Source organism: Caballeronia glebae (genome assembly GCF_001545035.1).
In the GTDB taxonomy this organism is placed as follows: domain Bacteria; phylum Pseudomonadota; class Gammaproteobacteria; order Burkholderiales; family Burkholderiaceae; genus Caballeronia; species Caballeronia glebae.
Window position 1 is genome coordinate 46,691 of the sequence record NZ_FCOJ02000046.1, and the last position, 11,712, is coordinate 58,402.

Here is an 11,712-nt window from a genome sequence, read left to right on the forward strand (position 1 = left end):
TGTCTCCTCACTGACGGCTCGACGCACGGCCCGCGCCGCGCGCATAGCGGCGCTCGACGCGCGTCTGCAAAAACGAAAGCACCGTGACGACGACGAGATACCAGATCGCCCCGACGATCAGCAGTTCGATCACGCGTCCGTTCGCGTAGTAGATGTTCTGCGCGTTGTGCAGCATCTCCGCGAACTGGATCACACTCGCGAGCGACGTGAGCTTGACCATGCCGACGAGCTCGTTGCCGATAGGCGGCACGATCACGCGCATCGCCTGCGGAAGAATGATGCGGCGTAGCGCCTGAAGACGCGGCATTCCAATCGACTTCGCCGCTTCGTATTGCCCGGTATCGACGGACAGCAGCCCCGCGCGCACCACTTCCGACGTATACGCGCCCTGATTGATGCCGAGCCCGAGAAGCGCCGCGAGAAACGGCGTCATGACATCGACTGTGCGCAGCGTGAACACGCCCGGAATGCCGATGGCCGGAAACACGAGTGCGAGGTTGAACCACAGGAGCAGTTGCAGAATGACCGGCGTGCCGCGAAAGAGCCACACGTAACCTTGCGAGATGGAGCTCAGCACCGGATTGCTGGAGAGCCGCATCACCGCCGTGACGACGCCCAGCGCGATGCCTAAGGCCATCGCGAGAATCGTCATGACGATGGTGTTGGCGAGGCCCATCAGGATCGTGCGCGCGGTGAGAAAGCGCCCGACCGTCTGCCATTCGATCTGTCCGTGCGCGAACGCCGCGATGACATACCCGATCACGACGACGATCGCGGCCGACGCCACATAGCGGCCCCAGTACCGGCGACGCACGCGTTCTAGCTTCGGCTGCTCTATTGTCATCGAATGCTGCGCCTGCTCCGTTGCGCTCAACATCTCGGACCTCCGTATTCGCTTGCCCATTCGCTCTGCCGTGCGAGCGCCAGCTTCAGGCGATCGATCTGCTCGACGACGCGCGCCGGCGCCGTGCCGCCGAAGCCGCTGCGTGCATCGACGGCGGCTTCGAGCGTGAGGTGATCGAGCACGCCGGCATGAAGACGCCGATCGACCGCCGCGAGCATGTCCGCCGTCAGATCGGACAACTCGATGCCGCGTTCCTCGCACGCCCGCACCAGCGCGCCGGTGATCTCATGCGCCTCGCTGAACGGAATGCCCTGTAGCGCGAGCCAGTCGGCCACTTCGGTCGCGAGCGTGAAGCCGAGCGGCGCCTGCCTGCGCAGTTCGTCGACGTTCACGCGCATCGTGCGGATCATGCCGGCCATCGCGGGCAGCGTGAGCGCGAGCGTGTCGATGCCGTCGAACGCGGCGCGCTTGTCTTCGGCGAGATCGCGGTTGTACGCGAGCGGCAGCGACTTGAGCGTCGCGAGCAAGCCGCTTAGATTGCCGATCAGACGCCCCGCCTTGCCGCGCGTAAGTTCGGCGATATCGGGGTTCTTCTTCTGCGGCATGATCGAGCTGCCGGTCGCATAGCCATCGTCGAGTTCGACCCAGCGGAACTGGCGCGAGGTCCAGAGAATCACCTCTTCCGAGAGACGCGACAGGTTCACCGCCAGCATGCTCGTCGCGAACAGGAATTCGGCGACGTGATCGCGCGACGCGACGGCATCGATGGAGTTCTCGCAGGGCGCGTCGTAGCCCAGCTCTTTGGCCGAAAGCGCCGGATTCACGCAGATGGCCGAGCCCGCGAGCGCCGCCGCGCCGAGCGGCGAGCGCGCGCTGCGGCGATCCCAGTCGATCAGGCGATCAACATCCCGATAGAACGCCTGCGCGTGCGCCAGCAGTTGATGCGCGAACACGACGGGCTGCGCCGGCTGCAAGTGCGTGAAGCCCGTGCTGTAGCTGCGCAAATGCGCCTGCGCCTGAGCGACGAGCGCATCCTGCAGCGCGATCACGTCGCGCGCGATCTTGCGCGCCTTGTCGCGCAGAAAGAGGCGCAGGTCGTTGGCGGCCTGATCGTTGCGCGAACGTCCCGCGCGCAGCTTCGCGCCCGCCGCGCCGAGCCGTTCGGTCAGCACGCGCTCAAGGAACGTGTGCACGTCCTCGTCGTGCGGCGAGGGCGCAAGCCGCCCTTCGACAAATTCGGCGCGCACCCGCTCCATTTCCGCGAGCAGGCTTTGCAGTTCGTCTGCGTTCAGTACGCCCGCGCGCTGCAACTCGCGAGCATGCGCCTTCGAGCCGGCGAGGTCATACGGCGCGAGCCTGAAAAAACTTTCCTCGGAGCGCGACAGCGCCTTGAGTTCAGCTGCAGGCGCCGATCTGAAACGTCCGCCCCACAACCGTTCGGTCCCTTCCGTCACCTTCATGCTTCATCCTCGTCACGTTGAGTTCACGACGAGCATAGGCCTACAATTTTTTTGTTTGTAGCGAGATTTTGAACCTGCTTTAATGAAATTTTTCTCAGCATCTCGACCGTGAGCCCGCCGAACGACCATGCGTAGCCGCCTGCCGCCGCTCAATCCCCTGCGCGCTTTCGAGGCGACGGCGCGCCATGCCACCGTCGCCAAAGCCGCCGAGGAGTTGAACGTCACGGCGAGCGCGGTCAGCCATCAGGTGCGCGTGCTGGAGGAGTCGCTCGGCGTCGATCTGTTCATCCGCTCGCGGGCGCGGCTCAAGCTCACGCCGGCGGGCGAAGCGCTGCTGCCATCGGTGCGCGGCGCCTTCGAGATGATCGCGACGGCCGTGGCGAAAGTCGGGGAAACGGTCGTCGCGGGGGATCTGGTCGTCTCGGCGCCGCTGTCGTTCACCTCGCGCTGGCTCGCACGGCATATCGGCGACTTTCTGCATCGGTATCCGGCGATCAAGCTGAAGTTGATTCCATCGAACGATGACAAGGAAGTCTATTCGCCCGATGTGGACGTCTGCATCCGCTACGGCGAAGCGCATTGGAAAGACCGCTCGGTCACGCTAATCGAGCATCCGTCGCTGTATCCGGTGGTGAGTCCCGCGTTGATGAACGGCCCGAAGGCGATCCGCTCGCCCGACGATTTGCGCCACTATGCGCTGTTCTGCGAGCACGCCGGTTCGTGGATGCGCTGGCTGATGGAAGCGAAGGTGGAGCATCCCGAACGCATGCGCATTCTGGAGATCGGCAATGCGCATATTGCGGTGGAAGCCGCGCTGCACGGTCAGGGCGTCGCGCTCGGCGACAGCATCTCGGTGCGCGACGATCTCGTCGAGGGCACGCTCGTGCGGCCGTTCAAGGCAACGGTGCCGTCGCGGCATCCGTATCACATCGTGCGGCCGCCGGAGCGTGCAGATTCGCCGCTCGCGTCGGCGTTCGTCTTCTGGCTTGAACAGCTATTGAGTGAGTTGGTGTAGGGCTTGGGCGGATTGTGAGCGTTCGCGTCCATTCGCAGTCGTTCGCAACGTCGAGGTCGAGTGCTTCTCGCTTGATCGCATCGATGAAAAAGCTGTTGCACGATGCCTCGACCAACGATTCATGAAGGCGCACGCCGCGCTCGTGAAGCTGATCGGCAGTATCCGTCTCGACGCCGCCGCGAGCAGATGCTTCTCGACATCGCGGCAACGCTCCAGCACTTTCTCTTCGAGCCGATAGCCAGGTTCGGGCAGCGCGGCAGATTCCAGCGCCACGCGCAGCCGATACGACTTGAGCAAGCTGTCCGCTGTAGTCAGGCATCGGCGAGAACTGCCCAGCCGTGCCCGGGTTCGCGCTCGGCCCAAACAGTACGGGTCATCCCGAATTGTGCAATAAAACGCGTAAGCCTATCTTTCTACATCATACGTATGACCTAGAGAGACTTATGGCAACCCTACATCGGCAGGTTCTAAACCAGATGGGCGAGCAGATTTGTTCCGGTAAATTCGCGCCGGGCGAGATTCTGCCTGCGGAACCCATTCTCGCCGAGCAAATGCAGGTCAGCCGCATCACGATCCGCGAGACGATGAAGTCGCTCTCCGCCAAAGGCATGCTCGAAGTGCGCCGCCGCTATGGAACGATCGTGCTGCCGCGCTCGCAATGGCAACTGTTCGATCCAGACGTAATCACGTGGCGCGCGCGAGCGGGAACGCTCGACCCCGGCCTGATCGAAGATTTGATGGAGCTGCGCCTGATCATCGAGCCCAATGCCGCCAAGCTCGCTGCCAAGCGCGCAACCGACGATGACCGCAAAGCCGTGCGGCGTGCCTACAAGGCAATGGAACGCGCGGTCGCGGGTCATGGCGAATACGTGCCCGCCGACCTCGCCTTCCACGGCGCGATCCTCACCGCGTGCCACAACCAGTTCGTGCAGCAAATGCAAAACGCGTTGTCAGCGATCCTGCGCACGAGTTTCGAACTCAGCTCGGAAATCGCAGGCGGCCCGGCCCGTTCGCTGCCGATGCACGAAGCGCTTTGCATCGCCATCGAGCAAGGCGATCCCGAGACCGCGGAGCAAGCGGTGCTCACGCTCATCCGGCGCGCCGAGAAGGACTTCGAGGATCGGGCAACGCTGAACGGCACTGTCAACGAGAAGCCCGTCTGACACCTTAAGCAACGCCATCGACACAAACATCATCGCGGTCGGCTCGCCGGCCGCGAGGGGCGCACTCGCGCCTCGACTCGACACTTGAAAGGAAAAACGATGACATCGTTATTCGACCTGAGCGGCCGCACGGCGCTCATCACGGGCTCCGCAAGAGGCATCGGCTTCGCGCTTGCAGAAGGGCTCGCCGCCGCGGGCGCTGGCGTGATCGTGAACGGAACGCGCGCCGATACCGTTGCCGAAGCGGTGCACCGCCTCGAAAGCGAAGGCTTCAAGGCACAAGGTCGCGCGTTCGACGTCACAGACGAAACAGCCGTCGCCGACGCATTCGCACAATGGGACCGTGACGGCGTCCAGATCGACATCGTCGTCAACAACGCCGGCATCCAGTTTCGCAAGCCGCTCGTTGAACTCGAACTCGCCGACTGGAAGCGTGTGATCGATACGAACCTGACGAGCGCGTTCATCGTCGCGAAAGAAGCGGCGCGTCGCATGATCGCGCGCGGCACGGGGGGCAAGATCGTCAACATCGCCTCGCTGACGAGCGAAAGCGCACGCGCGACGGTCGGCGCATACACGGCGGCAAAGGGGGGCATCAAAATGCTGACCCGGGCGATGAGTGCCGAGTGGGCGTCTTCGAACATTCAGGCGAACGCCATCGGCCCGGGCTACATCCTCACCGACATGAACCAGGCGCTGGTCGACAACGCCGCCTTCGATGCGTGGGTCAAGAGCAGCAATCCCTCACAGCGCTGGGGCAAGCCGGAAGAGCTTGTCGGCACGGCGGTATATCTGTCGTCGCAGGCATCGACCTATGTGAACGGCCAGATCATCTACGTAGACGGCGGCTGGCTCGCCGTGCTCTGAACTGAATCCCTCGCGGAAATATAACGACAACAAGAAAGCCCCGCTATCCCGACAGCATTTACGCGGTACCGATCCGGAGACATCATGGAAAGCGTCAAACCCGTGGCACCCCAAAGATGGTGGTATCTCATGCCCATCATCTTCATCACCTACAGCCTCGCCTACCTCGACCGCGCGAACTACGGCTTCGCCGCTGCGGCCGGGATCGACAAGGATCTCGGCATTACGCATGGCATGTCGTCCCTGATCGGTTCGTTGTTCTTTCTCGGTTATTGCCTGTTCCAGGTTCCCGGCGCGATCTACGCACAGCGCAACAGCGTGAAGAAGCTGATTTTCTTCAGTCTGCTCCTTTGGGGGCTGTGCGCGGCGGCGACCGGAATGGTCAGCAACATTCCGATGCTGATGACGCTGCGCTTCGTGCTCGGCGTGGTCGAGGCGGCTGTGATGCCTTCCATGCTGATGTACATCAGCCGCTGGTTCACGCGCAGCGAACGCTCGCGCGCCAATACCTTCCTCATCCTCGGCAATCCGGTGACGGTGCTGTGGATGTCGGTCGTGTCGGGCTATCTCGTGCACAGCTTCGGCTGGCGCGAGATGTTCGTCATCGAAGGTCTGCCCGCGATCGCCTGGGCCATCGTCTGGTGGTTCACCGTCAAGGATCGTCCCGCCGACGCGCCGTGGATGAGTGAAGCAGAAAAGACGGAACTGGCCGCACGCCTGACGGCCGAGCAGGCTCATATCGCGCCGGTGCGTGACTACAAGACGGCGTTTCGCTCGTCGATCGTGCTGAAGTGCTGCGCGATCCACGCGCTCTGGAGCATCGGCGTGTATGGGTTCATCATGTGGCTGCCGTCGATCCTCAAGCAAGCGTCCAGCATCGACATCGTATCGGTAGGCTGGCTCGCGGCCGTGCCGTATCTCGCCGCGATCATCCTGATGCTGCTCGCCTCATGGCTCTCCGACAAAACACGCAACCGCAAGCTCTTCGTGTGGCCGTTGCTTCTCGTCGGAACAGTCGCGTTCGTGGGCTCGTATCTGCTCGGCGGCTCGCACTTCTGGCTCTCTTTCGTGCTGCTGGTCATCGCAGGCGCGACGATGTATGCGCCGTATGGACCGTTCTTCGCGCTCGTGCCCGAATTGATCCCGAGCAATGTGCTCGGTGGCGCGATCGGACTCATCAATGCATGCGGTGCGCTCGGCGCATTCTGCGGATCGTGGGTTGTCGGTTATCTGAACGGGGCCACAGGCAGCCCTGCTGCTTCTTACATCTTCATGGCAGCCGCCCTTCTGCTTTCGGTCATTCTGATGATCACCGTCCCGGCCCGTTCGGACGAGCGCTCAAAGGATGACGCACCGCTCGCCATGGGCCGCACGTAAGCGTTCGAGCCCATGTGACTCATAGAAATCTGGACGCGCGCGCATGCACGCGCGGCGCGTCCAATCTGGCAGATAAAAGATGGCAACTCTCATTACCGATGTAAAGATCATCCTGACCGCGCCGGAAGGTATCAACCTGACCGTCGTAAGGGTTGAGACAAACCAGCCCGGTCTGTACGGCATGGGATGTGCGACGTTTGCGTATCGGCATCTCGCCGTCAAGTGTCTGGTCGAGGAGTATCTGCGGCCGCTTCTGATCGGTCGCGACGCCGAAGCGATCGAAGAGCTCTGGCAGTTGATGCACCAGAACGCATACTGGCGCAATGGACCGATTGAAAACAACGCCATCTCCGGCATCGACATGGCGTTGTGGGACATCAAGGGCAAGATGGCGAACATGCCGCTCTATCAACTATTCGGCGGAAAATGCCGCGAAGGCGTACCGATCTATCGTCACGCGGATGGGCGCGATCTCAGCGAGTTGTGTGAAAACATCCAGCGATATCGCGAGCAAGGCATCACCCATATTCGCTGCCAAAGCGGCGGCTATGGCGGCGCTAGTTTCGGCCAAGCGCCGTCGGGCGCGCCACAAGGCTCACTGGATGGCGTGTATCTTGACAGTCGCAAGTACATGCGCGACACGCTCAAGCTGTTCGATGGTCTTCGCAGCAAGATAGGCTTCGACGTCGCCCTGTGTCACGACGTGCATGAAAGGTTGAAGCCCGTCGAGGCAATCAAATTCGCGTGCGAACTGGAACGGTATGATCTGTTCTTCCTCGAAGATGCTATCGCGCTGGAAGAAGGCGAATGGATGCGGCAACTGAGAGCCAAGACGACCACGCCTTTGGCTCAGGGCGAGCTCTTCAATAATCCGTCGGAATGGCGCTTTCTCATCACGGAACGCCTGATCGATTTCATACGCGTTCACTTGAGCCAGATCGGCGGCATCACGGCCGGTCGCAAGCTGCAGATCTTCGCGGAGCAGTTCGGCGTAAGAACCGCGTGGCATGGACCCGGCGATATGTCGCCGCTCGCGCATGCCGCGAACATTCACATCGATCTCGCATCGCGCAATTTCGGCGTGCAGGAATGGTCAGGCACCGAGCCGCCCAACTTCGTGATCCAGGAGCTTAAAGGGCCAAGAGCCGCGTTGCTCGATGTGTTTCCCGGACTGCCCGAATACAGGAACGGACACGTCTATGCAAACGACAAGCCCGGGCTCGGCGTCGATATCGACGAGACGGAAGCCGCGAAATATCCGTGCGAGAACGTCGTAACGACCTGGACGCAAACGCGCCTGAAAGACGGCACCTTGCAGACTCCGTAAGCGGGTCAATTCAAACTAACGCTTTCGTTTGTCTTCGTGTTTGGCGCAGGTCCCGCGTCCCCTTAACGCGGGGCTCCACATAGTGCTGGAAAACGTGCGTCCGAGCTTTTCAAGGCATTCCCTCGCATGCAAGATCAATGGCCAAACCAGAGAACAATGCTGAGCCGGAGGCGGTCATCACCCTAAGGCATGTTTGGCGTGTCGACGCTTCTTCATAGCGCGGCTGGCTGGAACTACACAGTGCGACTTTATCGCCCGCGCGCCGAAGTCCTGAAAGGAACCTGGACGTTTCCTCAAGCGCAGCCTGTGCTTTGAATCATCCCGCAGTGCCGACCGTCACCGTCGAATTCGGCGCCGCACGCGCTGCAGCTCGTGGGCGTTGTCACGGACGGCTTCACGAACCGGCCACGAAGTGACATTCGTCAGCGTCGCGCGGGCGTTGTTCAGGCGACATCGAACAGTCATCCATCGCGAAACGAAGGCTGCTGTTATGTTGCCCTCGCCCTAAAGATGTCCGCCGCTCAGGCGCTCTCGCGGTCCACTATCCTGAACCCCGTGTCGACGCGCAGTGCTGGAAGCGGCGGCTCCTTCGCGTTCAGCCTGCTCACGAGCGCTTCGGCGGCGAGTCTTCCAATCGATGCCCCGTCGATCCGCACGGTCGACAGCGAAGGATGCACGTGCGCCGCCGTGCTCAAGTCGCCGAAACCCATGACGGCCACATCCTGAGGAATTCCGATGCCACGCTTCGCCGCCTCGGCGAGGATGCCCTGCGCGAGCGTATCCGTGCTGCACACGATTACGTCGGGCAAGTCCTTTTCGAGCAGGCGCACGAAGCCTTCGCGCCCGGTTTGCAGCGTTGCGGGAGCAGGCAGCACTTCCATCGGTACGCTTTCGATGCCCTGTCGCTTCAACTCATCGATAAAGCTCGTGCTCCGCCGCAAGCCACGCGGGTCGTCGGCCGACAAGACCGCGAACCGCCGATAGTCCTTCTGCAGCAGATGACGCGCGACGGCAATGCCGACCGCCTCATGCGAGAAGCCAATCAGCATGTCGATCGGATCGTCGGTCAGGTCCCATATCTCGACGATCGGCACCTTGGTTCGGCGTAGTCTCTCGCGCGTGAGCGGCGAATGGTCCGTGCCTGTCAGGACAATCGCGTCCGGCCGCCGCCCGAGCAATGTCTCGACGAGTTGCTCCTCGCGCTCCTTCAGGTAGTCAGTCAAGCCGAGCAGCGTCTGATAGCCGGCTGCGGCAAGCGTCGACATCATGGTCTGCACCATGTCCGTAAAAATCGACGTGGCTATCGTCGGCAACAACAAAGCGATCAGATGACTCTTGTTCGTTGCCAGCGCCCCGGCAAGCAAGTTCGGCACGTAGCCCGTGGCTCGCACGGCGTCCATCACGCGCAGTCGCGTCTCCTCACGGACGAGTTCGGGCCGCTTGAGCGTGCGCGACACCGTCATTGCGGTGACGCCCGCCAGACGGGCGACGTCTTCCAGAGTCACGCTGTCATTTGTCTGAAGGGTTCGACCGGTTGCCGGCGCGTAGCTCTCTTCCATTTCAACTCCGTTGTCACGCTCGATTGTATAGATACCCTCGCAAGCAACCAAAATCGATAAAGATATACGACGTCATATGTCAAACGCGGCGGGAAAACCCGAATTTACGGAATGTTTGCGCTAACATATTCTCCAATCCGATGAGACATCACACAACCATCCGGAGACGATGATGGAGAAAGGCGTGCAACGGGCAGCAACCTCGATAGCCGGCGATAACATGCGCGACTCGGCGATGAGCGTCGACGGAGATGCGCAGCGCTACGCCGGCCGCAGCAAAGCGCGGTTCCTGATCGTGTTCATGTTGTTCCTCGTCACGACGATCAACTACGCGGACCGCGCGACCATATCGATTACCGGTTCCTCGATCCAGAAGGCATTGCACATCTCGCCTGTCGAGATGGGGTATATCTTCTCGTCGTTTGCATGGGCCTATGTGATCGCCCAGATTCCCAGCGGCTGGCTGCTCGACCGCTTCGGGTCCAGGCGCGTCTATGCATTCAGCATCTTCTTTTGGTCGATTCTCACCGCGGTCCAGGGCTTCGTCGCTGCCCTGCCAATCGGCGTCGCCTTTGCGACGCTTTTTCTGATGCGCTTTCTCGTCGGTGCAGCCGAAGCGCCCGCATTTCCGGGCAATGCGCGTTTGACGGCCTCCTGGTTTCCGACTGCGGAGCGCGGCACGGCATCGGCCATTTTCAATTCGGCGCAGTACTTCGCCACCGTGCTGTTCTCGCCGATCATGGGCTGGATCACCCATACCTACGGCTGGCCCCACGTCTTCTTCGCGATGGGCGGGCTCGGCATCCTCGTCGCTGGCCTGTGGCTTAAAACCATCTATGCGCCGCGTCAGCATCCGCTTGCGAACGACGCGGAGGTGCGCTACATCGGCGACAACGGTGCGATGGTCGACCTGGAAGACCAGCAAATCGCGAAGGAACGCCTCGCCGCGCAAGCACATACAAAGAACCAACAGGGTCGCCACGCAATCGCGCAACTGCTGAAGAGCCGCATGATGCTCGGCATCTTCATCGCGCAGTACTGCATTACGACGCTCACGTATTTCTTCCTGACCTGGTTCCCGATCTACCTCGTGCAGGAGCGTCATATGTCGATCCTGAAGGCGGGCTTCGTCGCATCGATCCCGGCAATCGCGGGATTCCTCGGTGGCGTGCTGGGTGGTGTCGTCTCCGATCGTCTGATGAAGCACGGCTTCTCGACCAGCACTGCGCGCAAGGTGCCGATTGTCGTCGGCTTGCTGCTGTCGACCTGCATGATCGCGTGTAACTACGTCGATAGCCAATGGCTCGTGATCGGCATCATGGCTGCCGCGTTCTTCGGCAAAGGTATCGGTGCGTTGGGCTGGGCCGTCGTCTCGGATACCGCCCCCAAGCAGGCGAGCGGGCTGTGCGCGGCGCTCTTCAACACGTTCGGCAATACGGCGGGCATCACGACGCCGATCGTCATCGGCTATCTGGTGCAGGGAACGGGTTCATTCGCGGCAGCGCTCGTTTTCGTGAGTGCCAATGCCTTGATCGCGATCGTCTGCTACGTGTTTGTCGTGGGCAAGATCGAGCGTTTTCAATTGGCTGAATGATTGCATAACGAGGAGAACAGATTGAGCGCGCTTGACGCATTGCAGAGCTGATCTCCGGCGAACCGAAGAACAACCGGCTCTACATGGCCCGTTCTCACTCGTTGTACGCCCTGTATGTCGACACGGAGGGCGCCGTCTGACCGTACGACGCGCGCATGTTTTAACCAAAGCGATGGTACTTTCCTATGTCTAACACTACGACTCTCGTCAACGCGACGCCCACCGTTACTGAGCTTCGCGTGATCCCTGTCGCCGGCCGCGACAGCATGCTCATGAACCTCTCGGGCGCGCACGGCCCGTTCTTCACGCGCAACATCGTGGTCCTGAAGGACAGCGCGGGTAATACGGGCGTCGGCGAAGTGCCGGGCGGCGAGAACATCCGCAAGACCATCGACGATGCGCGTTCGCTCGTCGTCGGGCAATCGATCCGCAATCTGCATTCGGTGCTGAATCAGGTTCGCACGAAGTTCGCCGATCGCGACGCGGGCGGCCGTGGCCTGCAAACC

Annotated in this window: 9 protein-coding genes and 3 pseudogenes; 8 read left to right on the plus strand and 4 right to left on the minus strand. The window is 61.6% G+C overall.

Features of this window, described 5'->3' with window-relative positions; translation table 11 throughout:
* Positions 1-7 precede the first annotated feature (7 nt).
* Positions 8-877, minus strand: coding sequence for an amino acid ABC transporter permease (locus AWB82_RS26270; RefSeq protein WP_086972277.1), 870 nt, complete (start codon positions 875-877; stop codon positions 8-10).
* On the minus strand, positions 871-2,304 hold the full coding sequence (gene argH, locus AWB82_RS26275) for an argininosuccinate lyase (RefSeq protein WP_200818204.1): 1,434 nt from the start codon (positions 2,302-2,304) through the stop codon (positions 871-873). Before argH ends, AWB82_RS26270 begins: the two co-directional genes overlap by 7 nt.
* A 127-nt stretch (positions 2,305-2,431) precedes the next feature.
* Between argH and AWB82_RS26280 the strand changes: the two genes are divergently transcribed.
* Positions 2,432-3,319: a LysR substrate-binding domain-containing protein gene (locus AWB82_RS26280; protein WP_086972278.1), complete on the plus strand. Its 888-nt coding sequence runs from the start codon at positions 2,432-2,434 to the stop codon at positions 3,317-3,319.
* 67 nt (positions 3,320-3,386) lie between these two features.
* Here the strand turns inward: AWB82_RS26280 and AWB82_RS38515 are convergent.
* Positions 3,387-3,681, minus strand: a pseudogene (locus AWB82_RS38515) (GntR family transcriptional regulator); the annotation flags it as partial.
* Positions 3,682-3,762: 81 nt separating this feature from the next.
* Between AWB82_RS38515 and AWB82_RS26290 the strand changes: the two are divergent.
* From AWB82_RS26290 to AWB82_RS26305, 4 genes are all read left to right on the plus strand, one after another.
* A complete protein-coding gene (locus AWB82_RS26290; RefSeq protein WP_086972279.1) occupies positions 3,763-4,482 on the plus strand; it encodes a FadR/GntR family transcriptional regulator in 720 nt (239 codons plus the stop codon).
* 99 nt (positions 4,483-4,581) lie between these two features.
* Positions 4,582-5,349 carry an SDR family oxidoreductase gene (locus tag AWB82_RS26295; protein WP_086972280.1) on the plus strand — a complete coding sequence of 256 codons (768 nt, stop codon included), beginning with the start codon at positions 4,582-4,584 and terminating at the stop codon, positions 5,347-5,349.
* A gap of 84 nt (positions 5,350-5,433) precedes the next feature.
* Entirely contained in the window at positions 5,434-6,726 is a 1,293-nt protein-coding gene (locus AWB82_RS26300) for an MFS transporter (protein ID WP_086972281.1), read from the plus strand.
* A 79-nt stretch (positions 6,727-6,805) separates the two neighbouring features.
* Positions 6,806-8,053, plus strand: a complete 1,248-nt coding sequence (locus tag AWB82_RS26305) for an enolase C-terminal domain-like protein (protein ID WP_086972282.1) — start codon at positions 6,806-6,808, stop codon at positions 8,051-8,053.
* A 521-nt stretch (positions 8,054-8,574) separates the two neighbouring features.
* Here the strand turns inward: AWB82_RS26305 and AWB82_RS26310 are convergent.
* Positions 8,575-9,612 carry a LacI family DNA-binding transcriptional regulator gene (locus AWB82_RS26310; protein ID WP_086972283.1) on the minus strand — a complete coding sequence of 346 codons (1,038 nt, stop codon included), beginning with the start codon at positions 9,610-9,612 and terminating at the stop codon, positions 8,575-8,577.
* Positions 9,613-9,832: 220 nt separating this feature from the next.
* On the opposite strand from AWB82_RS26310, the gene AWB82_RS26315 reads away from it, so the two are divergent.
* From AWB82_RS26315 to gudD, 3 genes and pseudogenes are all read left to right on the plus strand, one after another.
* Complete coding sequence (locus AWB82_RS26315; protein WP_456061740.1) at positions 9,833-11,206, plus strand: MFS transporter; 1,374 nt, start codon at positions 9,833-9,835, stop codon at positions 11,204-11,206.
* A 35-nt stretch (positions 11,207-11,241) separates the two neighbouring features.
* Positions 11,242-11,346 (plus strand): annotated as a pseudogene (locus tag AWB82_RS39235) (SMP-30/gluconolactonase/LRE family protein); the annotation flags it as partial.
* A 45-nt stretch (positions 11,347-11,391) separates the two neighbouring features.
* Positions 11,392-11,712, plus strand: a pseudogene (gene gudD, locus AWB82_RS26320) (glucarate dehydratase); the annotation flags it as partial.

What these genes read in the sequence shown, in the direction of transcription:
- AWB82_RS26270 (WP_086972277.1), bottom strand. Translation starts at nt 877, where the DNA reads ATGTTGAGCGCAACGGAGCAGGCGCAGCATTCGATGACAATAGAGCAG.
- argH (WP_200818204.1), bottom strand. Translation starts at nt 2,304, where the DNA reads ATGAAGGTGACGGAAGGGACCGAACGGTTGTGGGGCGGACGTTTCAGA.
- AWB82_RS26280 (WP_086972278.1), top strand. Translation starts at nt 2,432, where the DNA reads ATGCGTAGCCGCCTGCCGCCGCTCAATCCCCTGCGCGCTTTCGAGGCG.
- AWB82_RS26290 (WP_086972279.1), top strand. Translation starts at nt 3,763, where the DNA reads ATGGCAACCCTACATCGGCAGGTTCTAAACCAGATGGGCGAGCAGATT.
- AWB82_RS26295 (WP_086972280.1), top strand. Translation starts at nt 4,582, where the DNA reads ATGACATCGTTATTCGACCTGAGCGGCCGCACGGCGCTCATCACGGGC.
- AWB82_RS26300 (WP_086972281.1), top strand. Translation starts at nt 5,434, where the DNA reads ATGGAAAGCGTCAAACCCGTGGCACCCCAAAGATGGTGGTATCTCATG.
- AWB82_RS26305 (WP_086972282.1), top strand. Translation starts at nt 6,806, where the DNA reads ATGGCAACTCTCATTACCGATGTAAAGATCATCCTGACCGCGCCGGAA.
- AWB82_RS26310 (WP_086972283.1), bottom strand. Translation starts at nt 9,612, where the DNA reads ATGGAAGAGAGCTACGCGCCGGCAACCGGTCGAACCCTTCAGACAAAT.
- AWB82_RS26315 (WP_456061740.1), top strand. Translation starts at nt 9,833, where the DNA reads ATGCGCGACTCGGCGATGAGCGTCGACGGAGATGCGCAGCGCTACGCC.